We start from the raw sequence: 22702 nt of genomic DNA on the forward strand, positions 1-22702 counted from the left end.
GCCGATTCACCCCGTTTGGTTCGCCCCCGGCCCAACCCCCGGCGGCCTCACGCGTCCGGTTGGTTAAGCAAACGCCGTGCCAGGCCAGAAAGCGGCATTAAGGGTTAATAGGGGGTATACCTGGGCAATTCTTGCCGCGGCGGACGCGGGAACTGGAAACGACTTGCCGACCATGGCAGGCAACCCACCGGCGTCGCGTTGCGACAAAGCGGGGCCCGACCTCGCGGCTCAGGCGACCCGGTCGGGCGCTTCGCGGCCGGTGAACAGGGCGTCCAGGTTGTCCAGGCACTTGAAGCCCATGGCGTTGCGCGTCTCCACGGTGGCCGATCCCAGGTGCGGCAGCAGGTAGGCGTTGTCCAGGTCGTAATAACCCGGATGCAGGTCCGGCTCGCCGGCGAACACGTCCAGCCCGGCGGCGGCGACCCGCGCGCGCTTGAGGGCGTCGATCAGGGCCGCGTCGTCGACCACGTCGCCGCGCGAGGTGTTGATGACCACGCTCGGCGCCGGCAGCGTCTCGATCCGCTGGGCGTTCAGGAAGCCCTGCGTTTCCGGGGTTGCCGGGCAGTGCAGCGACAGCACGTCGGCGACCTCGAGCAGCTGGTCGGGCGTGTCGTGGTAGACCGCCCCCTGTTCCTGGTCGGCCGGCAGGCGCGTGCGGTTGTGGTAATGGATCTCCATGCCGAAGGCGCGCGCCCGCGCCGCCGTGGCCTGGCCGATCCGGCCCATGCCGAAGATCGCCAGCCGCCGTCCGCTCAGCTCCAGGCCGATCAGCTGGGTCGGCTTCCAGCCGTCCCATTCGCGCCGGCGCAGCAGCTTCTGGCCCTCCCAGGCGCGCCGGCAAGCGCCCAGGATCAGCAGCATCGCGATCTCGGCGGTGGCCTCGGTCAAAACCCCCGGGGTGTTGGTGACCGCGATCCCGCGCTGCTTCGCCGCGTCCAGGTCGACGTGGTTGGTGCCGACCGAAAAGCAGGCGATCGCGCGCACGCTGTCGGGCAGGCGCTGGATCAGCTCCGCGCCCATCTTGTCCGGCGGGGTCACGATCAGCGCGTCCATCCCGTCGGCGTGCGCGACCAGTTGGTCGGCGCTGAGCGCGCTGTCGGCGGTGTTGACGGTCGCGTCGTAGTCGCGCTGCAGGCGGTCGGTGACGGCCTCGGGCACGCGGCGGGTGACGAAGATGCGCGGCTTGGCGGACACGGGCGGTCGCTCCACTTTTGTCAACGCTGCCCGGAGGCGGGCGCATGGCCGCGCGCCGAATCGGCCTGGTACCGGCATCGGCCGCGCGGCGTGTCGCTTGGCCCCCGGGTCTGCTAGGGTCCCGCCTACCTTAGCTGCGGTGGGCCGGGTGGCGAAAGACGCGAACCGGGCCCGGCCCAGGTGCCGCGCCGGCCCGGCCACGGGCGAGGGCCGTCAAGCCAGGCGATCGCAGGCGCCGACCGTTCACAGAGATCCGGGTGTCATGACCGACCACGCGACCGTTTCCAGCCTTCCGCTCCGCCGCCGTCTTCGCGCCTGGACCGCCGGCGCCCTGGCCGCCGCGCTCGCCGTCGGCGCGGGTGTGCCGGGGGCGCAGGCGATGGTGCCGCACAAGGCCGTCTACGAGCTGAGCCTGGCGAAGGCGCGCAGCTCGCAGGCGGTCAACGCGATCTCGGGCACCATCGTGTTCACCTGGCGCGACGTGTGCGATGGCTGGTCGGTCGATTACAAGGCGGAGATGCGTGTCTCGTTCGGCGCGCGCGGCACCCAGCAGACCGCCTGGCAGTACAGCGCCTGGGAAGGCGACGATGGCAAGCGTTTCCGCTTCTTCACCCGCCGCGCGACCGCCGGCGGGGAGCCGGAGCGCAGGCGCGGCAGCGCCCGCATCACGCCGGGGGAAGGCGGCACGGCGACCCTGGAACAGCCGGAGGCGCGCACCGTCGACCTGCCGGCCGACACGATGTTCCCGAAGGCGCACAGCGAGGCGATCCTGGAGCGGGCGAAGGCCGGCGAGACCTTCTTCTGGCGCTACGTGTTCGACGGCACCGGGGACGGCGACGGTCTGTTCGGCGTCAACGCCATTATACTCAAGGAACTTGAGGCCAACACGGCGCTGCCGATCGACCATCCGCTGGTGCGCGATCAACGCTCCTGGCGGGTCCAACTCGCCTACTTTCCGAGCGGTCAGGAAGAAAGCACGCCGGAGAGCGAGCAGGTGACCCGTCTGTTCGCCAACGGGGTGGCCGGCTCGATCGAGATCGATTACGGCGACTTCGTGGTCGACGCCGAGCTTTCCGAGCTGACGGAGCTGCAGGCGGAGGCGTGCGAGTAGGCTGCCCAGTTCCTAGGCAGTCCAACAGGTTTTCCGGCTGTTGGCGAGTCGCACCTGGTCATCCACAGGACTGTCCACCGCTTCCGGGGACGCGTGCCGTGGATCGTCAGGGCGGCCCACGTGACCCGCTCTCGCTCTACACGCGGCCGCGCGCCGGCCGGCTTGCGCCGCGCCGGCCGCCGGTCCAGCAGGCGGTGCCGCGGTCGGTAATCCGGTAGCGCGGCACGCCCGGCAGGATCGGGTGCAGGTAGATCCACGCCTGGCGGCCGTCGGCCAGGCTGACGACCTCCCGCCGGTACCAGTCCGGGTGGCCTTCCAGCTGGTCCATCCGCGCCAGTTGCTCGCCGCTGACCGCGACCAGTTCGCCCTTGATCCGGGCGTCGCCGCCGCGGTCGACCGCCGGGATATCGCCGTGCAGCAGCCGGAACCCGGGCGCGGTCTCGCACGGGCCGTGGCGCGCCGCGTCCGCGATCAGGCGGTGGTTGCGCTCGCCCGGCTTGAGCGTGCCGTAGACCAGCGCCAGGGGGCAGCGGCGGACCGCGGCGAACGGCGTGTCGGCCTCGGCGTTCCAGGACGTGCGGGTCATCGCCGGGGTGCCCCCCATCTCGAGCTGGCCATGGTTTCGCTATCGGCCCGGCTTGAAGCCGCGCCCCTTGGTGATGGCGTGGTCGCCCAGGCGTTGGCGGACCGCGTCGATCGCGCTTTCCACTTGCTTGCGCCTTCCGCGGTCGGGGTCCAGCAGGTCGGGCGGGTCGGCGAACACCCCGGCTGTCAGGTCGCCCGCGCCGATCCCGATCAGCCGGAACTTCCGGCCGTCGCATGCGCGCCGCAGCATCGGTTCGGCCGTGCGGTACAGGCGGTCGGCCATGTTGGTCGGGTCGCTCAGCTTGTGCGCGCGGGTGATGATTTTGAAGTCGCGGGTCTTGAGCTTGAGGGTGACCGACTGGCCGGCGAGGTCGGCCGCCTTGAGCCGTCGGGCGACCCGTTCGCACTGCGGCCACAGGCGGCGCAGCAGTTCCGCCGGATCGTCCACGTCGTCGTCGAAGGTGGTCTCGCCGGAGATGCTCTTGGCCGGCTCGTTCGGCGCCACCGGGCGCGGATCGCGGCCCCAGGCGAAGGCGTAAAGCCGCCGGCCCATGGCGCCGTAGCGTGCCATCAGCTCGGTCTCCTCGTAGCGGCGCAGATGGCGGATCAGCGTGATGCCGTCGCGCGACAGCGCGGTCTGCAGCCGGTCGCCGACGCCGGAGATCGCGCCCACCGGCTGTTCGCTCAGGAAGTCGAGGGCTTCCGCCTCGCCGACCACGGCGAAACCGCGCGGCTTGTCGAGTTCCGAGGCGATCTTGGCCAGGAACTTGTTGTAGCTGAGGCCGATCGACGCGGTGACGCCGACCTCCCGTTCGATCCGGCGGACCAGCGCGGCCAGCGTGCGCGCGGGCGGGCCTTGGTGCAGCGCCTCCGTGCCGCTCAGGTCCAGGAACGCCTCGTCGATCGAGATCGGCTCGACCAACGGCGTGCTCGCCTCCATCATCTCGCGGATGCGGTGGCCCTCGACACGGTAGCGCGCCATGTCCGGCTTGATCACGGTCGCGTCGGGGCAGCGCTCGAGCGCCTTGAACATCGGCATCGCCGAGCGCACGCCATAGATCCGCGCGACGTAGCAGCAGGCCGCGACCACCCCGCGCCGGCCGCCCCCGACGATCACCGGCCGGTCGGCGAGTTCCGGGCGGTCGCGCTTTTCCACACTGGCGTAGAAGGCGTCGCAGTCCAGGTGCGCGACCGACAGGCTGGCGAGTTCCGGGTGGCCGACCACCCGCGGCGACTGGCAGTGCGGGCAGCGGCCGTCCGCCGGCTTGCCGTCGAACAGCACCAGGCAATCCCGGCACAGCGCCGTCGGCCGGCGCGCGGGTTCGGACCGTTCGGTCATGGCCGCCCCCGGTCCGCCGGCCAGAGCCAGGCCGCGCCGCGCACGCCGCTGTCGTCGCCGTGCTCGGGCGGCACCACGCGGGTCGCCACCTGGTCGGAGAACACGTAGGCGGGCAGGCGGACGGGCAGCGCGTCGTAGAGCGCCTGGATGTTGCCGACCCCGCCGCCGAGAACGATCCGCGCCGGGTCGAGCAGGTTGATCACGCTGCCGAGCGCGCGCGCCAACCGGTCGATGTAGCGTTCCAGGGCGGCCCGCGCGGCCGGCTCGCCGTCGCGCGCCCGGCGCGCCACCAAGGCGGCGTCGGTGGCTTCGTCGACGGCCGCGGCATCGCCGCCGTCGCGGGCGTAGTCCTGCGCCAGGCCGGGGCCGCTCAGGAACGTCTCGATGCAGCCGGCCCGGCCGCAGTAGCACGCCGGGCCCGGACGCTCGGCGTCGTCCAGCTGGGGCAGCGGGTTGTGGCCCCATTCGCCGGCGATCGCGTTGGCGCCGGTGACCAGCCGCCGGTCGATCACGATGCCGCCGCCGACCCCGGTACCCAGGATCACCCCGAACACCGGGCTGTGGCCCGCGCCCGCGCCGTCGCAGGCTTCCGACAGGGCGAAGCAGTCGGCGTCGTTCGCCAGCCGCACCGGCCGGTCGAGCGCCGCCGCCAGGTCGCGGTCCAGCGGCTTGCCGATCAGCCAGGTCGAGTTGGCGTTCTTCACCAGACCGGTGGCCGGCGAGATCGTGCCCGGAATGCCCACCCCGACGCGCGCCCGCGGCGCCCCAGGCGCCAGCAGGTCGTCTTCCAGCGCCTGCACCAGACCGCGGATCGCGGACAGGGTGGCGGCGTAGTCGCCGCGCGGCGTCTCGATCCGCCGGCGGGCACGCACGCACCCGTCGACGTCGAGCGCCAACGCCGAAATCTTCGTCCCGCCGAGGTCGATCCCCAGTCGCATGGCCAAACGCGGGTGGTGGTTACGAATCGTTAAGGCTATGATCCTAACTTGTTAACCCGGAACGCTGTGCTAAGCGCGTCCGTTTCTAAACGGAGTCCCATCCCGGGCATGGCGATCCGGGAGCACAATCGCAGAGAGCCCAGGAGCATGCTAGAAAGCCCCGCCTCAAACCACGCGGAGTCGGAAACCAAAATGGCCTCGGGCGGCACGAAGACGGTGCTCGTCGTCGAAGACAACGAGCTGAATATGAAGCTCTTCCACGATTTGTTGGAGGCGCACGGTTACGGCATTCTGCAGACCAAGGACGGGATGGAAGCCCTGCAGATCGCCCGCGATCACAAGCCCGACCTGATCCTGATGGATATCCAGCTGCCGGAAGTCTCCGGGCTGGAGGTCACCAAGTGGATCAAGGAGGACGACAACCTGAAGTCGATCCCGGTGATCGCGGTGACCGCGTTCGCCATGAAGGGCGACGAGGAGAAGATCCGCGAGGGCGGCTGCGAGGCCTATATCGCCAAGCCGATCTCGGTGGCGAACTTCCTGCAGACGGTGCAGAAGTTCCTGAACTGAGGCGAAACGGATAAGGGGGGCGGCCCGGAACCGACCCGATCGCATGACCGCACGTATCCTTGTCGTCGACGACATCGCCGCCAACGTCAAGCTGCTGGAAGCCAAGCTTTCGGCCGAATACTACGATGTGATCACGGCCGACAACGGCCGGACGGCGATCGAGGTTGCGGAAAAGCAGGCCCCGGACATCATCCTGCTCGACGTGATGATGCCGGGGATGGACGGTTTCGAGACCTGCTGCGAGCTGAAGGCCAACGCCAAGACCGCGCACATTCCCGTCGTCATGGTGACCGCGCTGTCGGACGTGTCCGACCGGGTGCGCGGCCTGGAATCGGGCGCCGACGATTTCCTGTCCAAGCCGGTCAACGACGTGGCGCTGTTCGCGCGCGTGCGCTCGCTGGTCCGGCTCAAGATGATGATGGACGAATTGCGCGTGCGCCAGGAGACTTCCGGCCGCCTGGGCGCGATCGCGAGCGAGTTCGAGCTCGCCGATTCGCCGGCCAAGGTGCTGGTGGTCGAAAAGAGCCGCTTCACCACCCAGCGGCTGAGCGAATACCTGTCGGAAGCCGAGCACGATGTGGTCTGCGCCGACACTGGCGAGCGCGCCCTCGAGCTCGGCCGGGAGCAGACGTTCGACCTGGTGATCGTCGGCATCGACCTGGGCGGGGAGGACGGCCTCCGGTTGTGTTCGCAGTTCCGCTCCCAGGAGGAGACGCGCCACCTGCCGCTGCTGCTGCTGCTGGAGGACATGGACCTGCCGCGGCTGGCCAAGGGCCTGGACCTGGGGGTCACCGATTACCTGGTGAAGCCGCTCGACCGCGGCGAGCTGCTGGCGCGGGTGCGCACCCAGGTGCGCCGCCGGCGCTACCACGACCGCCTGCGCGAGCGAATCCAGGCCTCGATGTCGATGGCGTTCACCGACAGCCTGACCGGGCTGTACAACCGCCGCTATCTGATGACCCATCTGGATCGCAAGCTGATGGGGATCGCCGAGACCGGCAAGCCGGTGTCGGTCATGCTGTTCGACGTCGACCACTTCAAGGCGGTCAACGATACCCACGGCCACGGCCTGGGCGACGACGTGCTGGTCAAGCTGGCCGAGGTCGCGAGCAACAACCTGCGCTCGGTCGATCTGGTCGCCCGCCTGGGCGGCGAGGAATTCGTCGTGGTGATGCCGGAATCCAACGCGGCCACCGCGATGCAGGTGGCCGAGCGGCTGTGCGCCCTGGTCGCCGAAAGCTCGATCGATCTGCCCGACGGGACGCCGCTCAGCGTCACCATCTCGATCGGCGTGGCGGCCTCGGACAACGCCGAGGAAATGGCCGACGACCTGCTGGAGCGCGCCGACGCCGCGCTCTACGCCGCCAAGAACGCCGGCCGCAACCGGGTGAAACTCGCCGACCCGCCGGCCGCCACGCAACGCTCGTCCGCCGCCGGCGGACACTATTAGGCGCGGCGGGCTGGCACGGTCCCGTTGCCGCGCCACTTTTCGTGACCGCGACCCGGTACCGCTCGGACGTTACTCGGGGACCTCCAGCGGCAACCCGACATAGTTCTCCGCCAGGTGGCGGGCGGCGCTGTCGCTCGCGGCCACGCTGTCCAGCTCGGCCTGCTGCAGGCGCTGCTCGAAGCCGTCCGCGTCCGGCTGGGCGTGCAGCATCCGCGTCATCCAGACCGAGAAGCGCTGGACCTTCCAAATCCGCTTGAGACAGGTGTCGGAGTAGGCGTCGAGCCCGGTTTCATCGGCGCTGTCGAACCAGCGGGCGAGCGCGGGCGCCAGCACCTGCACGTCGGCGAGCGCCAGGTTCATCCCCTTGGCCCCGGTGGGCGGGACGATGTGCGCGGCGTCGCCGGCCAGCAACAGCCGCCGGTAGCGCATCGGTTCGGCGACGAACGAGCGCATCGGCGCGATGTTCTTCTGCAGGATCGGCCCTTCGTTGATGGTCCAGCCATCGCCGGTTTCCAGACGGCGGTGCAACTCGTCCCACAGCGCCCGGTCCGACCAGGCATCCGGATCCTCGTCCGGCCGGCACTGGAGGTAGAGGCGGGTGACCTCGGGCGAGCGCATGGAGTACAGCGCGAAGCCGTTGTCGTGGCGGGCGTAGACCAGCTCGTCGCTGGTCGGCGCGGCTTCCGCCAGCACGCCCAGCCAGGCGTAGGGATAGCTGCGCGCGTGCGTTACGATCTGGCCGGCGGGCACGCTCGCCCGGCTGACGCCGTGGTAGCCGTCGCAGCCGGCGACGAAGTCGCAGGTCAGCGTCTGGTTCCGGCCGTCGTGGGTGTAGCGGATGATCGGCCGGTCGCTGTCCAGTCCCTCGATCCCGCTCACGTCCGCCTCGAACAGGATCTCGCCGGCATCGGCCAGGCGCTGGGCGATCAGGTCCTTCACCACCTCGTGCTGGCCGTAGACCATGATCTTTTTGCCGGTCAGGCGCGCCAGCTCGATCCGGTGGTGGGCGCCGGAGAAGGCGAGATCGATGCTGGTGTGTTCCATGCCCTGGCGGTCCATGCGCGCGCCGACGCCCGCCGCGCGCAAGGCAGCCGCGCTATGGTGCTCCAACACGCCCGCGCGGATCCGGCTTTCGACGTAGTCCCGGCTGCGCCGCTCCAGGATCACCGTGTCGATCCCGCGCGCGGCCAGCAGGTGCGACAGCATCAGGCCCGCGGGCCCGGCGCCGATCACGGCGACTTGGGTACGCTTCATGTCTGGCCTTTCACCTCGCGTGCCGCGCTAACCGGACAGCAGGTGCGGCAGGCCCAGCGTGAGCGCCGGGAATGCCAGCAGCAGCGCCACCCGCAGGATCTCGACGCCGAAGAAGGGAACCACGCCGCGGAAGATCTCCTTCATCGGCACGTCGTGGGCGAGCGCGTTGATGATGAACACGTTCATGCCCACCGGCGGCGTGATCAATCCCAATTCCACCACGACCAGCGCCAGAATGCCGAACCAGATCTTCAGATCGGCGGTGCTCATGCCGAACGCGGCGGTCTCCGCGACCGCGTAGTCGCCGCCGTTGATCGCGACCAGGGTGGGCCACAGGAACGGGACCACGACCAGGATCATCGACAGGCTGTCCATGAAGCAGCCGAGCACGATCAACAGCGCCAGCACCGCGATCAGCACCAGCCACGGGTCCAGGCTGCTGACAGATGCCCAGTTCGCCAGCGCTTCCGGCAGGCCGGCGCGGGTGAAGAAGCCCTTCAGCACCTCCGCGCCGAACAGGATGAAGTAGATCATCCCGCTGGTGACGGCCGAATCCTTGAGCGCGCGCACGATGCCGGACCCGGTCAGGCCGTCGCCGAAGGCGCGCAGGATCAGGCCGTAGACGAGCACGGCGAACACCCCCACGGCCGCCGCGGGGGTCGGCGTGAACAACCCGAAGCCGAGCCCCAGGATGATCGCGGAGAACAGCACCAACACCGGGATCAGCCGGAGCAGGGCGTGCCGGCGCGCCGCCGGCTCCATCGCCCGGGCGGCCGGGGCGACCGACGGCTTCAGCCGCACGGTGAGCGCGATCACGCCCATGAAAAACAGCACCGCGATCCCTCCCGGGACCACGGCGGCCTGGAACATGTCGATGATCGAGGCTTCGACGATGATGGCGTAGATCACCAGCGCCACCGACGGCGGGATCAGGATGCCCAGCACCCCGCCAGCGGCGAGCGAGCCGGTGGCGAGCCGGGGGTGGTAGTCCAACCGGCGCAGTTCCGGCAGCGCCACACGGCCCATCGTCGAGGCGGTCGCGAGCGACGAGCCGCAGACCGCGCCGAAGCCCGCGCACGCGCCCACCGCCGCCATCGCGACGCCGCCGCGCATCCGCCCGAACAGCGCGTTGACCCCGCGGAACAGGTCGCGGCTGAGGTTGGCTTCGGAAGCCAGATAGCCCATCAGCACGAACAGCGGCACGACCGACAGGTCGTAGTTCGCGACCGTGCCCCAGAGCAGCGTCTTGAATTGGTCCAGGTAGGGTCCGAAGCGCAGGTAGGGCGCCACCAGCGACAGCGCGTAGTTGCCGCCGATCCCGACCGCCACCATGGCGAGCCCGACCGGCATGCGCAGCGCCAGCAGCCCGAACAGCACCGCCAGCCCGCCGATCCCGATCGCTTCCAGGGCGCCCATGGCGGTCTAGGCCTCGACCGGCTTGGGGCGCAGGTCGGCCAGCGCGACCGCCGCCCACAGCCCGAGCGAGGCGATCCCCGGGAGGTAGAACGGCCAGACCGGCCAGCCCAGCACGCGGGACAGCGCATGGTCGCTGTAGGTCTCCAGCATGCCGAGCGTCATCTTCCAGGCCAGGAAACCGGCGAGGACCGCGATCAGCAGTTGCCACAGCGTATCCAGGACGCGCTGCACGGCGCGCGGCATCACCGTCTCCGCCAGGATGTCGACGGCGACGTGCCCGCGCCGCGCCTGGCAGTAGGGGAACAGCATCAGCGCGGCCGAACTGACCGCCAGCCGCACGAAATCCTCGTAGCCGGGCAGGCCGCTGACGTCGCGGCCGACCAGGCCCGCGATCCGGTCGAGCGTGAACGCCGCCACGTTGGTGACGGTCACGCCCACGATGGCGAACAGGAGCACGCCGCCCAGGATCGCCCAGGCCGCGGCGGCACGGTGGAGAGCCTGCTGCATGTCGGCGAAACGGGTTCCGCGTGGCGGGGGAGGGCGGCCGGTCTCGGTCCGGCCGCGTCGCGCGCAGTCTAGGACAGGCGAAGCGCGCGCGCATCCGTAGCGGTTAAGGGGTAGGGCGAGCCGCTGATCCCCTCTCCCTTGAGGGGAGAGGGGACCCGCCGGGACGGCCGGGAAGCTAGCTCGGCGCCGTAGGGTGGGGTCGCGCAAGCAACCCACCGTGCGGGGGCGCAATCGGCACGCCCGGGGCGATGGATTGCCGCGTTCCGCGGCGACTCCACCCTACGTCCGGACAGCGGGCGCGCTTACGACCCGCCGTCCTCGTACTTGGCGATCGCTTGCTTGGCGGCTTCGACCAGGGCTTCGCCGGGGATGCCGCGCTGCTTGGCCTGGTCGACCCAGCGCTGGGTCACCGACTGGGTGATCTCGTTGAACGCCTGGGTCTGCTTGGGGCTCAGCTGGATCACCGTGCCGCCGGACTCGCGCTGCAGTTCCTTGCCGGTCTGCTCCACCCGGTTCCACAGCTCGCCCATTTCGCGCGCGAAGGCGCGGTCGGTGGTCTCGTCGATCACCTGCTGCAAGCCGGCCGGCAGCTGTTCGTAGCGGTCCTTGTTCATGGCGAAGAGGAACACGCTGGTGCCGAAGCGGTTGCCGTCGGCGCCCTCGACCGAAAACTCGGTCAGTTGGTGCAGCTTGAGCGGCGCCATGATTTCGAACGGCACCAGTGCGCCGTCGACCGTGCCCTTGGAGAGCGCCTGCGGTAGCGCCGGAACCGGCATGCCGACCGGCTCCGCGCCCCAGGCCTCGATCATCCAGGCGCCGGTGCGCGACGGCGTGCGCAGTTTCAGCCCCTTCACGTCGGCCGGCTTGGTCACCTTGGTCTCGCGCAGGTGCAGGGCGTTGCCGGCGTGGACGTGGACCAGCAGCGGCTTGATCTCCTCGAAGTCGGCTTGCAGCCGGTCGAAGGTGTCCTGGATCGCGAGATTGGTCGCGCGCGCGTCGCCGGTGTGGACGTTGGGCAGCTCGAACACCTCGGTGCGCGGGAAAACGCCCGGGGTATAGCCGATCAGGGTCCAGATGATGTCGGCCGTGCCGTCGCGCGCCTGGCGGTACAGTTCCGGCGGCGTGCCGCCGAGCGACATCGACGGGAAGATCTTGATCTCGATCCGCCCGTTGGAGCGTTTCTCGACCTCCTGGGCCCAAGGCTCGATCATCCGGGTGTGGGTCACCGAGTTGGGCGACAGGAAGTGGTGCACCGTGAGCGTGACCTCCTGCGCCTGCGCGCTGCCGGCGATCAGGGCGCCGGCGCACACACCCGCCGCGCGCTTGAGCAGCCGTGTCATGGGTTGCCTCCCCGTTAGAAGCGTGTCGTGTCGTGCTGGGTCGGACCGGTTCGGCCGGCCTCGTGGCTTGGCAGCGGGTGGCAGCTTAAGCGCTCGCACGGCGGCTGTGAATTGCCGATGGCTGCCGGCTTTACAGCCGCGCCCGCCCGGCGCAGGCTTGGTCCCCGGGGATTGACCCCCGGGATCCGACGGTAATCGACCCGGCCCAAAGGACGGACCCAGCGGACCATGCAGGTGGTGGAAGCGAACGGCACTTACCTGAATAGCCGCCGCGACGGCACCCGCGGCGGTCCCACGGTCGTGTTCGCCAACGCGCTCGGGACGGACCTGCGGCTGTGGGACGGCACGGTCGCCGCGTTGCCCCCGGGCCTGGATGTGCTGCGCTACGACACGCGCGGCCATGGCCTGTCGGGCGCGCCGGAACCGCCCTATGCGATGGCCGACCACGCCCGCGACCTGATCGGCCTGCTGGACGCGCACGGCATCGACAAGGCGGTGGTCTGCGGCATTTCGATCGGCGGCATGATCGCCCTGCAGGCCGCGCTCGACGCGCCGGAACGGATCGTCGGGGTGGTGGCGATGGACACCGGCCACAAGATCGGCTCCGCCGACGGCTGGCAGCAGCGCATCGACAGCGTGCTGGCGGAAGGGCTGGGCAAGCTCGCCGACAGCATCGTGCTGGGCTGGCTGAGCGAGGGCTACCGCCGCGACAACCCCGGGGCGGCGCAGGCGTGGCGCCACATGATCGCGCGCACGCCCGACCCGCGCGGCTACACCGGCAGCTGTGCCGCGCTGCGCGACACCGACCTGACGCCGCGGCTGTCGGAGCTGCGGCAGCCCGCCCTGGTGCTGTGCGGCAGCGACGATCCCTCGACCCCGCCGGACCTGAACCGGGCGCTCGCGGGGCTGCTGGCGAACGCCCGCTACCGGGAGATCGCGGACACCAAGCACCTGCCGTGCATCGAGAAACCGCACGAGGTCGCGGGCCTGATCGCGGCGTTCGTGCAGGAGACGACCGGTGGCTGACCAGCGCTACCAGCAAGGCATGCAGGTCCGCCGCGCGGTGCTGGGCGACGCCCACGTCGACCGGGCGCAGGCGAACACGACCGAAATCGACGCCGACTTCCAGCAGTTCATCACCGAGGTCGCCTGGGGCAGCGTGTGGACGCGCGCGGGCCTGAGCCGGCCGCGGCGCAGCCTGCTGACCATCGCCATGCTGGCCGCGCTCGGCCACCACGACGAACTCGCGATGCACCTGCGCGCCACCGCCAATACCGGCGTTAGCCGCGAAGAGGTCAAGGAAACCCTGCTGCAGGTCGCGGTCTACGCCGGCGTGCCCGCCGCCAACGCGGCCTTCGCCGTCGCCAAGCGGGTGTTCGCGGAGATCGACGCCGGGGCGCACGGCGGGACGGAGGGCGGGTCGTGAGCGTCGGCAGGTTCAGCGCGCGCGACTGGGACAGCCACCCCCCGCTGATCGCGCCGGACTACAAGTCGACCCGCCAGCGCGGGCCCGGCCAGCCGCTGGTGCCGCTCGACGGCGACCTGCCGGAGGCCGCCGGTCCCAGCTTCGACGCAGGGACGATCGACGCCGTCCAGGCCGACCTGACCGCCAACGCCCGGGTCAACGCCGAACCGATCGGCGAGCGCATCGTGGTCGCCGGCCGGGTGCTGGACGAGGCCGGGCGCGGCGTGCCGCACACCCTGGTCGAGGTCTGGCAGGCCAACGCCGCCGGCCGCTACGTCCACACCCGCGACCAGCACGACGCCCCGCTCGACCCGAACTTTCTGGGCGCGGGTCACGCGTTGACCGACGCCGACGGTCGCTATGCCTTCCGCACGATCAAGCCGGGCGCCTATCCGTGGGGCAACCACCCCAACGCCTGGCGGCCGAACCACATCCACGTCTCCGTGATCGGCCCCGCGCTGGCGACCCGGCTGGTGACCCAGATGTACTTCCCGGGCGATCCGCTGCTGGACGCCGACCCGATCTTCCTGGCGACGCCGCGCGCCGCCCGGCCGCGCCTGATCGCCCAGTTCGACTGGTCGCTGACCGAACCGGGCATCGCGCTCGGCTACCGCTTCGACGTCGTGCTGCGCGGGCGCGACCGGACCCCGCCGGACGCAGGGCACGCCGATGGCTGACGGCGGTTTCCCCGGGCAGACGCCGTCCCAGACGGTCGGGCCGTTCTTCGCCTACGGCTTGGTGCCGGGGCAGTACGGCTATCCGCTGCCCGATCCGGTGGGCGCCGACCTGACCGGATCCGACGTCGCCGGGCCGCGGATCTGGCTGACCGGCCGCGTGCTGGACGCAGACGGCGCCCCGGTCGACGATGCGCTGGTCGAGATCTGGCAGGCCGACGCCGACGGCCGGTTGCCGACACGCGCGGGTCTCGGCGGCGGCAACCGGCCGGGCTTCCGCGGCTTTGGGCGCTGCGGGACCGGCACGGACCCGGAGAGCCGGTTCGTCTTCCGCACCGTCAAGCCGGGCGCGGTCGCGGCGGGCGCCGCCCCGCACGTCAGCCTGGTCGTGTTCGCGCGCGGCCTGCTCAACCATCTGTTCACCCGGGTCTACTTCGCCGACGAGGCGGCGGCCAACGCCGCCGATCCCGTCTTGGCCCAGGTGCCGGCCGACCGTCGCGAGACCCTGACGGCGGAGCGCCAGGAGACGCCCGACGGAGCCGTCTACCGGCATGACATCCGGCTTCAGGGGCCGGGCGAAACGGTGTTCTTCGACCTCTGAGCGCGGGTCCCGAGACCCGAGCATCCAAAGGCGGCTTCATGACCGATCCCTGCATCATCACCGTCGCGATCACCGGCTCGGTTCCGCGCAAGGAACACACCTCCGCGGTGCCGATCACGGTGGCCGAGCAGGTCGAGAGCACCCACGCCGCCTGGGAGGCCGGGGCTTCGATCGCCCACGTCCACGTGCGCGACGACGACGAGAGCCCGTCGTCGGATCCCGACAAGTTCGCCCGCTACCAGGACGGCGTGCGCAAGCACTGCCCGGGCATGATCGTGCAGTTCTCCACCGGCGGGCGCGGCCGCGCGGCGGCGGAGCGCGGCAGCATGCTGCAGCTGGCGCCCGACATGGCCTCGCTCGCCACCGGCAGCTGCAACTTCCCGACCATGATCTACGAGAACCACCCCGATCTGGTGGCCGATCTGGCGGCGGCGATGCAGCGTCACGGCGTCAAGCCGGAGATCGAGGTGTTCGACCTGTCGATGCTCTACACCGCGTTCGACATGGCCGCGCGTGGCGAGCTGAGCGCGCCGCTGCACGTGCAGTTCGTCCTGGGGATCAAGAACGCCATGCCGGCCAACCGCGAGGTGCTGGAATTCCAGATCGACCAGCTCGACAAGCACATGCCGGAAGCGACCTGGACCGCCGCCGGGATCGGCCGGCACCAGCTGACCGTCAACCACTGGGCGCTGGAGTTGGGCGGACACTGCCGCACCGGGCTGGAGGACAACATCCGCTTCGACAAGGACCGGCTGGCGGCCAGCAACGCCGAACTGGTGCAGCGCGTCGCCCAGCTCTGCGGCGACTACGGCCGGCACCCGGCGAGCTGCGCGGAAGCGCGCCGGTTGCTGTCGCTGCCGCAAACGGTCCCGGCCGGCTGACGACGGCCGGGAGGTGAGTGTGTCCGCGTTCGATTCCGCCCTGACCGGCGACCTGCTCGCGGACGCGGACGTCCGGGCGCTATTCTCCGACAGCCGCAGGATCGCCGACATGCTGCGGGTCGAGAGCGGGCTGGCGTGCGCCCAGGCCCGGCTGGGCGTGATCCCGCCCGGGGTGGCGTGCCGGATCGTCGATGCCGGCACCGCGCTCCAGCCGGACCTTGCCGCGATCGGCGCGGCGACCGCGCGCGATGGCGTGCCGGTCCCGGAATTGGTCCGCCAGCTGCGCGCCGCGCTGGACGCCGAGGCCGCGGCCTACGTGCACTACGGCGCGACCAGCCAGGACATCGTCGACACCGCGGGCGTGCTGGCCCTGCGCGACCTGTGCGATCTGGTCGACCGGCGGGCCCGCGATCTGGTCCAGCGGCTGGCCGCGCTGGCTGCCCGGCACCGGGCGACCCTGTGTCTGGCGCGTACGCGGACCCAGCCGGCGGTGCCGACCAGCTTCGGGCTGCGGGCGCTTGCCTGGGCGAGGCCGCTGTCGCGCGAACGCGCGCGCCTGGCGGCGCTGCGCGGCGAGGTCCTGTGCGTGCAGTTCGGCGGGGCGGCGGGGAACCTGTCGGCGCTCGGCGATCGTGGGCCGGCGGTGGCGGACGCGCTGGCCGGCGAGCTGGGCCTGGCGCCGTCGGTTCCCGCCTGGCACGGCGAGCGCGACGGACTGCTCGCGCTGACCGACGCCCTGGCGCGGATCGCCGGCGCGCTTGGCAAGCTGGGCCAGGACGTCGCCCACGGCTGCCAGGCGGAGGTCGCGGAACTGCGCCTGTCGAGCGGCGGCGGCTCGTCCACCATGCCGAACAAGGCCAACCCGGTGGCCGCGGAAACGCTGGTCGCGCTGGCCCGGCACGCCGCCGGCAGCCTGGCCGCCGCGCACCAGGCCCAGCTGCACGCGCTGGAGCGCGACGGCGCGGCCTGGACGCTGGAATGGCTCAACCTGCCGCAAGTGGCCATGGCCGCCGGTGGCGGCCTGGCCCGGGCGCGCGCGGTGCTGGACGCGCTTACGGTCGATACCCACCGGATGGCCGCGGCGGTGACCGGCGGGGCCGGCCTGCCGATGGCAGAGGCCGCCAGCTTCGCCCTCGCCGAGCACGTGCCGCGGGTGGACGCCCAAGCGACCGTCGCCGCAGCGTGCCGTACGGCAAGCGACGCGGGCGAACACCTGCTGGACGTGCTGGCCCGGCAGAGCGACGCCGCGGTGGACTGGGCCGACCTGCGCCGAGCGGAGCGCCTGCTCGGCCCGGCGCCGGATCTGGTCGACCGCGCCCTGAGCCAGCTGGCGTCCGACGAGCGCCAAGGCGAAACCGGCAAGCCGCGCACGAAGTGAACGATTTGTTAACGCCCGCGGCGCTACCGTGACGCGCTGCGGCAGGTAGATCGAGCGGGGCGAGACAGGGTGACGGCCACACACCTTTTCGGGGTGATCGCCGTCGCGGTGATGGTAGCCGCGGCGCTGCTGCTGGTCGGCGTCAGCTATCTCGGTGCGACCGTGGCCAGGCTCGGCCGGCAGCACGCCGAAGCGCGTGAAACCCGGCAGCGGCTGGCCGACGTGGTCGAGCTGGCGGCCGACTGGGTCTGGGAAACCGACACCGACAACCGCTTCACCTATTTTTCCCACCGTTTCGAACAGGTGACCGGCCTGTCGCGCGAGCTGTTCGTCGGCTTCAACCGCGAGGGTCTGGCCGCGCGCGATGGCTTCTTCGCCAACGAATGGACCGATCACCTGGAGACGATCCGGGCGCGCGCGCCGTTCTACGGATTCCGCTACAGCTATGTCCACCAGGACGGCCGGCGCTACGTCTTCCAGATCAACGGCAAGCCGCTGTTTGACCGCAAGGGCCGGTTCCTCGGCTACCGCGGCACCGGCACCGACCTGACCGAGACGGTGACCGCCCGGGCCGACGCCGACGCCGCGGAGGCGCACGCCCGCGACGTGCTGGACTCGGCGCTTGACGCGTTTTTCTCGATCGATTCCGACGGCGTGGTCGTCGACTGGAACCAGGCCGCCGAGCAGATGTTCAACTGGTCCCGCGAAGAGGTGCTGGGCCGGCCGGCGGCCGCCCTGATCGTGCCCGGCGCGGAGCTGGATGCGCATTGGTCGATGATGGCGCAGCTGCGCGCCGGCGACGCCTGGTTCCTGAACACCCGGGTCCGCACGACCGCCCGCCGGCGCGATGCCACCGTATTCCCCTGCGAGCTGGCGATCACCGAGACCTGGACGCCGCGCGGGCGGACCTTCAACGCGTTCATGCGCGACATCACCGACCGCGAGGCGCACCAGCAGGCGATCGAGCACGCGCGCTACGAGGCCGAGGTCGCGAGCAAGTCAAAATCCGAGTTCCTGGCGGCGATGAGCCACGAGCTGCGCACGCCGCTCAACGCCGTGATCGGCTTTTCCGACCTCTTGGTCAGCTGTCCGCATCTGCCCGAGGAACAGCGCCTGGAATACCTGTGCGACATCCGGGAGAGCGGCAACCATCTCCTGGAGCTGATCAACGACGTCCTCGACCTGTCCAAGATCGAGGCCGGCCGCCTGGACCTCAGCGAGGAGCCGGTCGACCTGGCCGACCTGGCGAACGCCTGTATCCGGCTGTTGGGCGAGCGGGCGCAAAGCGCGCTGCTCGAACTGCGCCACGACGTGCCCGAGGACCTGCCGCCGGTGCTGGCCGACAAGACGCGGATCAAGCAGGTGCTGATCAACCTCTTGTCCAACTCGATCAAGTTCACCGAGCCGGGCGGGCAGGTCAGCCTGTCGGCCCGGCTGGACCCGGAGGGCCGGATGCGCCTGAGCGTGGCCGACAGCGGCGTCGGCATGGCGCCGGAGGAACTTGCGCGGGCGTTCGAGCCGTTCGCGCAGCTGGACAACGTCTACAGCCGCCGGCAGCAGGGCACCGGACTCGGCCTCGCCCTGGTGCGCACGCTCAGTCAGCTGCACGGCGGCAAGCTGGAGGTCGACACCGAACCCGGTGCGGGGACCACGGCGACCTGCGTCCTGCCGGCGACACGGGTGATGCTGGACCCGGAAACCTACGAAGCGCCGCGGCGCGCGGCCGGGTAGGGGAGGCCCGCGGCCGCTACTGCTGATCGCCCGGGGCCCCGGGGTCCTTCGGGCCGGCGCGTCCGGCTGGCTGCTCCGCGAACGCCATCAGCATGGCGAGGAACCAGCCGACCACCGTCCAGCCGGCGAGGATATTGACCAGCGCGATCGCGCGGGTGCGCCGGTGCTTGAAATAGAGCGCGACGCCGAGCGGCAGCAGGTAGCCGACCATGGCGATCGCCATCACGCTGTAGAACTCCACGACGGGCATGCCTGCCGACCTCCGGTGAATCGCGCTCGATCTGGTTGGATGCTGCTCTGAAACGGGGTTGGGCAGCCGGTCAGCGCAGCATCGCGCCGCCGTTGACCTCGATCACCTGACCGGTGACGTAGCCCGACAGGGCAGGGCTGGCGAGGTAGAGGAAGGTCCCGACGAGGTCTTGCGGCGCGCCCAGCCGGCCCAGCGGGATCTTGCCCTTGGCGCTTTCCAGCTGCTGCGGGGTCGAGGCGACCTCGTGGAAGCGGGTGTCCACCGTGCCCGGCGACACCGCGTTCACCCGGATCGCCGCGTCTGCCAGTTCCTTCGCCAGCGACCGGGTGAACGACACCACGAACCCCTTGGTCCCGGCATAGACGGCGATGCCGCCGCTGCCCCCGGACAGCGCGGCGATCGAACTGGTGGTGATGATCGCCCCGCCGCCGGCCGCGCGCAGGTAGGGCACCGCCGCCTGGCTGGCGACGAACACCGAGCGCTGGTTCAGGTCGACCAGACTGTCGTAGTGCGCGTCGTCGATCTGTTCGATCGGCGTCCGGCCGTGGGTGCCGCCGGCGTTGTTGATCAGGACGTCCAGCCCGCCCTCGGCCCCGGCGAACTCCGAGACGACCGCGCGCAGGGCGGCGGGATCGCGCACGTCGGCCTTGAGCAGGCGGGCGCGGCCGCCGGCGGCCTCAACGTCCTGCGCGACCGCCTGCGCGGGCTCGGCGCTGGCGTTGTAGTGCACGCCGACGCGCGCGCCCTGGGCGCCGAACGCCCGCGCCACGGCGGCCCCGATGCCCGTGCTCGCACCGGTGATCAGCACCCGTTTGTCGCGCAGATCTTCGAACGACATGACCGCTCCCTAGCGTGGCGATGTTGCGGCCGGAGCCTAACCGACTCGGACCCGCGTGTCAGGCCGATGCTCGGGCGGCCTCCGATTGACAGGCCGCGCGTCCCGCCGCTATCTTGCAGGTGAGAATGATCTGCAATTACAGGAGCCGGGCGTGAAACCGACGCCACCCTGGAACGGCAGGCATCCGGGCCGTGGTGACGGTCCTTGGCAGACGCGGCAACCGCGTAACGATGCGCGGCGGCCGCAGGGTTCTCCGGTATGAGGCGCGCGCGCGACATGACCGCAACGCTGGGCGAAACCTACGCGAGCCGCGACGGCCAAACGACCGGCGCGGCCGCCGGACAGACGGCGCCGTACGCGGGCGCGCGCCGGTCCCGGTCGGTGCGTCGGGTGCGGCGGGACCTGACGACCGGGCTCGCGCAGACCGCGGGCAGCCACCGGGTCGCCGCGGCGATGGTCGGCCTGCTCGCCGGGGTCGCGCTCGCCGGCGCGTGTGTCCAGGCCGTCGCGGGGTAGCGGCGTGAGCGGTCTCCTGACGAAGAATCCCTGCGTCGACATCTGCGACTTCGACAAGAAGAAGATCTGCAAGGCATGCGGCCGGACCAAGGCGGAAGAAAAGGGCTGGAAAAAGCTCAGCCCGCAGGAAAAGCACGCCGTCTGGCTGCGTATCCTGGAAACGCACGCCAAGCCGGACAGCAAGAAAGGCCGTAAGCTGATCGCCCGGCACGAGCACGCCAAGGCGCGGGCCAAACCGCTGCCGGACGGTGAGGCCGCCTGATCCGGCGTTTCGGATACATCCCGCGCCACGCGCCCGACTCGTCACCGACGCGCGTGCGACACCTCGCCTGGACAGGCCGCCGCGCCATCTGTACGCCCGGCCGCCAGAGCCTGAGGGCGCCATGACCGATTGCGGTTCCGACCAAACCTGTCACCCGGCCGGCCCGCTCGACGCGGAGGGGCTGCTCACCCTGGCCGTCCTGATGGCGGTCGACGGCGGGCCGTTGAGCGGCTCGGCGATCGCTGCGCGCGTGCGGCGTCTGGCGGCCCCCGGCTTCGATACCGACCACAACCGCGTGGGGGCGGCGGTCGAGCGGCTGCACGCCGACGGCTACCTGGATGCCGACGGCCTGGACCCGGCGGGCGAGGTCACCTGGCGGATCGCTGGGCCCGGACGCGAGCTGGCGACCGAACTGGGCGGGCGCGCGCCGGGGCAGGCCTGCGATGCCACCCGCACCTGCCTGCTGCTGCGCCTGTGTCTGGACGGCACGATGCCGGAGCCCAACCGGCGCGTCCTGGTGGCGAGCCTGCTGCGGCAGGCAAGCGGCGCCGGGCCGGCCCAACTCCCACAAAGCCGTTAACGCGATTAACCGAAAGCCATGCAATCGGGGCAGGGCCGGCGGGCGCCGATTGCAGTTGTCCACAGGTCCCGGGAAGCGCACTTATACGCGTGCCCGGTCGGGTCGGCGCAAGCCGTACCGGCAGGTCACCGTAACCGCATAGCTGGGAGCCCGCGCGCCATGACCCCGTTCAACATGATCGGCGTTTCTTACGTCGTCGCGATCGCGCTCTTGACCCTGGGGGCCATGGCCGTCTGATGATGCCACAACCCACCCGTCGGAGCGCCCGCTAGAAGCCCCGGCACCGGCATTCCCGGTTCCGGGGTTTCGTCTGTCTGGGCCGCAGCGCGCTGGACCTGCCCTCAGGCCGCCGCTCTCTGGGCCGCCGCTCTCTGGGGCCCGCTCTCTGGGCCCCGCGCGCTCTGGGCCCGCTTCCGCACGGTTTCCGCCGCCGCACTTATCGATATCCAATAACCGCCGACAGGTGTCCCGGGCGGGAACTTTTGCGTGTTCCGGGCGTAGGTTGTGCAAGAGCGCTATGCCTCAAGGCCGGGTCGGCGGGGGGCTGAAGCTCGCCCGAGAGGCGCGTTCGCAGATCGGACCCAGCCAGGCGGTGTCTTGAACGTTCCGCATCTGGCTTTGCAGCGGTGCGCCGCCGGCCCCCGTGTACGCGGCCGCGCGGCGCAGTTTCCCAGGCCGTCGCGCCTGCTTCGGCAGCCAGGTGTTTTGCCGGGATGTTGACTCCGCCGGTCCGATAAGACATAACGACATAAGGATATTGTTATGTCGTTATGGCGCGGGCCCTTGGGGCGCCGCGCAAAACCTTGAGATCGAAGGGGCAGCCAAGCCGATGGACGACCTGTTGCAAGGCCTGCGCGCCGTGGCCGAGCCGACCCGGCTCCGGATCCTGGGTCTGTGCGCGCATGCCGAGCTGACGGTCAGCGACCTGACCCAGATCCTGGGGCAGTCGCAGCCGCGGGTCTCCCGCCATCTCAAGCTGATGGTGGAGGCGCGGTTGCTGGAGCGGTTCCGGGAAGGCCAGTGGGCGTTCTACCGGATCGCGCAGGACGGCCCGGCGTCGAAGCTGTCGAACGTGCTGGTCGACCTGCTGCCCGACGGCGACGAGGCGCACGCCCGGGACCTGGAGCGCCTGGAGCAGGTCAAGCGCCAGCGCGCGGAAATGGCCGATGCCTATTTCCGCAAGAACGCTCCGCAGTGGGACGAGCTGCGCAAGCTGTACGTCGACGACGCCGAGGTCGAGGCCGCGCTGCGCCGGCTGGTGCCGCAGGACGAGGTCGGCCGGCTGCTCGACATCGGGACCGGCACCGGCCGGATGCTCGAGGTGTTCGCCGACCGCTACAAGCGGGCGGTCGGGATCGACCGGTCGCGCGAGATGCTGGCGGTGGCCCGGGCGAACCTGGAGCGCGCGGGCATGCGCGACTGTCAGGTCCGGCAGGGTGACATGTACGCGCTGCCGACCCCGGGAGAGTCGTTCGACACCATCACGGTGCACATGGTGCTGCACTACGCCGACGACCCCGCGGGCGCGATCGGCGAGGCGGCGCGCGCCCTCAAGCCCGGCGGCCGGCTGATCGTGGTCGACTTCGCGCCGCACCACGAGGAGTACCTGCGCGAACAGCACGCGCACCGTCGGCTGGGGTTCGCCGACGAGGAACTGGAACGTTGGTTCCGGGCGGTCGGCTTGGTGCCCACCGCGACGGACCGTTTGCCCGGCCGATCGCTGACCGTGTGCCTCTGGTGCGCGCGCCGGCCGGCCAACGACGCCGCCAACGACACATCTTCGGACAACAGCCGTATCACGGCTCGAGCAGGGAGCGCCTGA

At 70.9% G+C, this 22702-nt stretch carries 24 protein-coding genes; 14 read left to right on the top strand and 10 right to left on the bottom strand.

The window, feature by feature from the left end:
• Positions 1 to 228: 228 nt before the first annotated feature.
• On the bottom strand, positions 229 to 1194 hold the full coding sequence (locus tag CKO28_RS12890; protein ID WP_338050124.1) for a 2-hydroxyacid dehydrogenase: 966 nt from the start codon (positions 1192 to 1194) through the stop codon (positions 229 to 231).
• 262 nt (positions 1195 to 1456) lie between these two features.
• Between CKO28_RS12890 and CKO28_RS12895 the strand changes: the two genes are divergently transcribed.
• Positions 1457 to 2305, top strand: coding sequence for a cell envelope integrity EipB family protein (locus CKO28_RS12895; RefSeq protein ID WP_200341192.1), 849 nt, complete (start codon positions 1457 to 1459; stop codon positions 2303 to 2305).
• A 136-nt stretch (positions 2306 to 2441) separates the two neighbouring features.
• On the opposite strand, the gene CKO28_RS12900 is transcribed toward CKO28_RS12895, so the two are convergent.
• The 3 genes from CKO28_RS12900 to CKO28_RS12910 are packed head-to-tail and all read right to left on the bottom strand — an operon-like array spanning position 2442 to position 5167.
• The gene (locus CKO28_RS12900; protein WP_200341193.1) at positions 2442 to 2891 is read right to left on the bottom strand and encodes a gamma-glutamylcyclotransferase family protein; all 450 of its coding nucleotides are present in this window, start codon (positions 2889 to 2891) and stop codon (positions 2442 to 2444) included.
• Between the two features lie 39 nt (positions 2892 to 2930).
• Positions 2931 to 4229: a DNA polymerase IV gene (locus CKO28_RS12905; RefSeq protein WP_200341194.1), complete on the bottom strand. Its 1299-nt coding sequence runs from the start codon at positions 4227 to 4229 to the stop codon at positions 2931 to 2933.
• Positions 4226 to 5167: an ROK family protein gene (locus CKO28_RS12910; protein WP_200341195.1), complete on the bottom strand. Its 942-nt coding sequence runs from the start codon at positions 5165 to 5167 to the stop codon at positions 4226 to 4228. The genes CKO28_RS12905 and CKO28_RS12910 overlap by 4 nt, the downstream gene beginning before the upstream one ends.
• Positions 5168 to 5359: 192 nt before the next feature.
• On the opposite strand from CKO28_RS12910, the gene CKO28_RS12915 reads away from it, so the two are divergent.
• On the top strand, positions 5360 to 5737 hold the full coding sequence (locus CKO28_RS12915; RefSeq protein ID WP_200341220.1) for a response regulator: 378 nt from the start codon (positions 5360 to 5362) through the stop codon (positions 5735 to 5737).
• 43 nt (positions 5738 to 5780) lie between these two features.
• On the top strand, positions 5781 to 7187 hold the full coding sequence (locus CKO28_RS12920) for a PleD family two-component system response regulator (protein WP_200341196.1): 1407 nt from the start codon (positions 5781 to 5783) through the stop codon (positions 7185 to 7187).
• A 69-nt stretch (positions 7188 to 7256) separates the two neighbouring features.
• Here CKO28_RS12920 and CKO28_RS12925 read toward each other — a convergent pair whose 3' ends face one another.
• From CKO28_RS12925 to CKO28_RS12940, 4 genes are all read right to left on the bottom strand, one after another.
• Entirely contained in the window at positions 7257 to 8441 is a 1185-nt protein-coding gene (locus CKO28_RS12925) for a 4-hydroxybenzoate 3-monooxygenase (protein WP_200341197.1), read from the bottom strand.
• Between the two features lie 27 nt (positions 8442 to 8468).
• Positions 8469 to 9857 (bottom strand): TRAP transporter large permease, encoded by a 1389-nt coding sequence (locus tag CKO28_RS12930; protein ID WP_200341198.1) that lies wholly within the window; start codon positions 9855 to 9857, stop codon positions 8469 to 8471.
• Positions 9858 to 9863: 6 nt separating this feature from the next.
• Entirely contained in the window at positions 9864 to 10364 is a 501-nt protein-coding gene (locus tag CKO28_RS12935) for a TRAP transporter small permease (RefSeq protein ID WP_200341199.1), read from the bottom strand.
• A gap of 302 nt (positions 10365 to 10666) precedes the next feature.
• Positions 10667 to 11704: a TRAP transporter substrate-binding protein gene (locus CKO28_RS12940; RefSeq protein WP_200341200.1), complete on the bottom strand. Its 1038-nt coding sequence runs from the start codon at positions 11702 to 11704 to the stop codon at positions 10667 to 10669.
• 228 nt (positions 11705 to 11932) lie between these two features.
• Here CKO28_RS12940 and pcaD point away from each other — a divergent pair, with 228 nt between their 5' ends.
• The 7 genes from pcaD to CKO28_RS12975 all read left to right on the top strand — a co-directional run bounded on the left by pcaD (position 11933) and on the right by CKO28_RS12975 (position 18434).
• Complete coding sequence (pcaD, locus tag CKO28_RS12945) at positions 11933 to 12730, top strand: 3-oxoadipate enol-lactonase (RefSeq protein WP_200341201.1); 798 nt, start codon at positions 11933 to 11935, stop codon at positions 12728 to 12730.
• A complete protein-coding gene (pcaC, locus tag CKO28_RS12950; RefSeq protein ID WP_200341202.1) occupies positions 12723 to 13130 on the top strand; it encodes a 4-carboxymuconolactone decarboxylase in 408 nt (135 codons plus the stop codon). The genes pcaD and pcaC overlap by 8 nt, the downstream gene beginning before the upstream one ends.
• Entirely contained in the window at positions 13127 to 13846 is a 720-nt protein-coding gene (gene pcaH, locus CKO28_RS12955) for a protocatechuate 3,4-dioxygenase subunit beta (protein ID WP_200341203.1), read from the top strand. Before pcaC ends, pcaH begins: the two co-directional genes overlap by 4 nt.
• A complete protein-coding gene (pcaG, locus tag CKO28_RS12960; protein ID WP_200341204.1) occupies positions 13839 to 14444 on the top strand; it encodes a protocatechuate 3,4-dioxygenase subunit alpha in 606 nt (201 codons plus the stop codon). Before pcaH ends, pcaG begins: the two co-directional genes overlap by 8 nt.
• Positions 14445 to 14482: 38 nt before the next feature.
• A complete protein-coding gene (locus tag CKO28_RS12965; protein WP_200341205.1) occupies positions 14483 to 15325 on the top strand; it encodes a 3-oxoadipate:acetyl-CoA acetyltransferase in 843 nt (280 codons plus the stop codon).
• Positions 15326 to 15344: 19 nt separating this feature from the next.
• The gene (locus CKO28_RS12970; protein ID WP_200341206.1) at positions 15345 to 16703 is read left to right on the top strand and encodes a lyase family protein; all 1359 of its coding nucleotides are present in this window, start codon (positions 15345 to 15347) and stop codon (positions 16701 to 16703) included.
• A 69-nt stretch (positions 16704 to 16772) separates the two neighbouring features.
• Positions 16773 to 18434: a PAS domain S-box protein gene (locus CKO28_RS12975; protein ID WP_200341207.1), complete on the top strand. Its 1662-nt coding sequence runs from the start codon at positions 16773 to 16775 to the stop codon at positions 18432 to 18434.
• 16 nt (positions 18435 to 18450) lie between these two features.
• On the opposite strand, the gene CKO28_RS12980 is transcribed toward CKO28_RS12975, so the two are convergent.
• Both CKO28_RS12980 and CKO28_RS12985 read right to left on the bottom strand, forming a co-directional pair.
• Positions 18451 to 18684 (bottom strand): superinfection immunity protein, encoded by a 234-nt coding sequence (locus CKO28_RS12980; RefSeq protein ID WP_200341208.1) that lies wholly within the window; start codon positions 18682 to 18684, stop codon positions 18451 to 18453.
• 70 nt (positions 18685 to 18754) lie between these two features.
• Positions 18755 to 19522: an SDR family NAD(P)-dependent oxidoreductase gene (locus CKO28_RS12985; RefSeq protein WP_200341209.1), complete on the bottom strand. Its 768-nt coding sequence runs from the start codon at positions 19520 to 19522 to the stop codon at positions 18755 to 18757.
• Positions 19523 to 19798: 276 nt separating this feature from the next.
• Here CKO28_RS12985 and CKO28_RS12990 point away from each other — a divergent pair, with 276 nt between their 5' ends.
• The 4 genes from CKO28_RS12990 (at position 19799) to CKO28_RS13005 (ending at position 22702) form a co-directional block, all read left to right on the top strand.
• Positions 19799 to 20038 carry a hypothetical protein gene (locus CKO28_RS12990; RefSeq protein ID WP_200341210.1) on the top strand — a complete coding sequence of 80 codons (240 nt, stop codon included), beginning with the start codon at positions 19799 to 19801 and terminating at the stop codon, positions 20036 to 20038.
• A gap of 4 nt (positions 20039 to 20042) precedes the next feature.
• A complete protein-coding gene (locus tag CKO28_RS12995) occupies positions 20043 to 20300 on the top strand; it encodes a DUF1289 domain-containing protein (protein WP_200341211.1) in 258 nt (85 codons plus the stop codon).
• A 121-nt stretch (positions 20301 to 20421) separates the two neighbouring features.
• Positions 20422 to 20880 (top strand): hypothetical protein, encoded by a 459-nt coding sequence (locus CKO28_RS13000; RefSeq protein ID WP_200341212.1) that lies wholly within the window; start codon positions 20422 to 20424, stop codon positions 20878 to 20880.
• 829 nt (positions 20881 to 21709) lie between these two features.
• A complete protein-coding gene (locus tag CKO28_RS13005; protein WP_200341213.1) occupies positions 21710 to 22702 on the top strand; it encodes an ArsR/SmtB family transcription factor in 993 nt (330 codons plus the stop codon).

This window comes from Rhodovibrio sodomensis, assembly GCF_016583645.1.
Classification (GTDB): Bacteria; Pseudomonadota; Alphaproteobacteria; order Kiloniellales; family Rhodovibrionaceae; genus Rhodovibrio; species Rhodovibrio sodomensis.

What these genes read in the sequence shown, in the direction of transcription:
- CKO28_RS12895 (WP_200341192.1), top strand. Translation starts at nt 1,457, where the DNA reads ATGACCGACCACGCGACCGTTTCCAGCCTTCCGCTCCGCCGCCGTCTT.
- CKO28_RS12900 (WP_200341193.1), bottom strand. Translation starts at nt 2,891, where the DNA reads ATGACCCGCACGTCCTGGAACGCCGAGGCCGACACGCCGTTCGCCGCG.
- CKO28_RS12905 (WP_200341194.1), bottom strand. Translation starts at nt 4,229, where the DNA reads ATGACCGAACGGTCCGAACCCGCGCGCCGGCCGACGGCGCTGTGCCGG.
- CKO28_RS12910 (WP_200341195.1), bottom strand. Translation starts at nt 5,167, where the DNA reads ATGCGACTGGGGATCGACCTCGGCGGGACGAAGATTTCGGCGTTGGCG.
- CKO28_RS12915 (WP_200341220.1), top strand. Translation starts at nt 5,360, where the DNA reads ATGGCCTCGGGCGGCACGAAGACGGTGCTCGTCGTCGAAGACAACGAG.
- CKO28_RS12920 (WP_200341196.1), top strand. Translation starts at nt 5,781, where the DNA reads ATGACCGCACGTATCCTTGTCGTCGACGACATCGCCGCCAACGTCAAG.
- CKO28_RS12925 (WP_200341197.1), bottom strand. Translation starts at nt 8,441, where the DNA reads ATGAAGCGTACCCAAGTCGCCGTGATCGGCGCCGGGCCCGCGGGCCTG.
- CKO28_RS12930 (WP_200341198.1), bottom strand. Translation starts at nt 9,857, where the DNA reads ATGGGCGCCCTGGAAGCGATCGGGATCGGCGGGCTGGCGGTGCTGTTC.
- CKO28_RS12935 (WP_200341199.1), bottom strand. Translation starts at nt 10,364, where the DNA reads ATGCAGCAGGCTCTCCACCGTGCCGCCGCGGCCTGGGCGATCCTGGGC.
- CKO28_RS12940 (WP_200341200.1), bottom strand. Translation starts at nt 11,704, where the DNA reads ATGACACGGCTGCTCAAGCGCGCGGCGGGTGTGTGCGCCGGCGCCCTG.
- pcaD (WP_200341201.1), top strand. Translation starts at nt 11,933, where the DNA reads ATGCAGGTGGTGGAAGCGAACGGCACTTACCTGAATAGCCGCCGCGAC.
- pcaG (WP_200341204.1), top strand. Translation starts at nt 13,839, where the DNA reads ATGGCTGACGGCGGTTTCCCCGGGCAGACGCCGTCCCAGACGGTCGGG.
- CKO28_RS12965 (WP_200341205.1), top strand. Translation starts at nt 14,483, where the DNA reads ATGACCGATCCCTGCATCATCACCGTCGCGATCACCGGCTCGGTTCCG.
- CKO28_RS12980 (WP_200341208.1), bottom strand. Translation starts at nt 18,684, where the DNA reads ATGCCCGTCGTGGAGTTCTACAGCGTGATGGCGATCGCCATGGTCGGC.
- CKO28_RS12985 (WP_200341209.1), bottom strand. Translation starts at nt 19,522, where the DNA reads ATGTCGTTCGAAGATCTGCGCGACAAACGGGTGCTGATCACCGGTGCG.
- CKO28_RS12990 (WP_200341210.1), top strand. Translation starts at nt 19,799, where the DNA reads ATGACCGCAACGCTGGGCGAAACCTACGCGAGCCGCGACGGCCAAACG.
- CKO28_RS13000 (WP_200341212.1), top strand. Translation starts at nt 20,422, where the DNA reads ATGACCGATTGCGGTTCCGACCAAACCTGTCACCCGGCCGGCCCGCTC.
- CKO28_RS13005 (WP_200341213.1), top strand. Translation starts at nt 21,710, where the DNA reads ATGGACGACCTGTTGCAAGGCCTGCGCGCCGTGGCCGAGCCGACCCGG.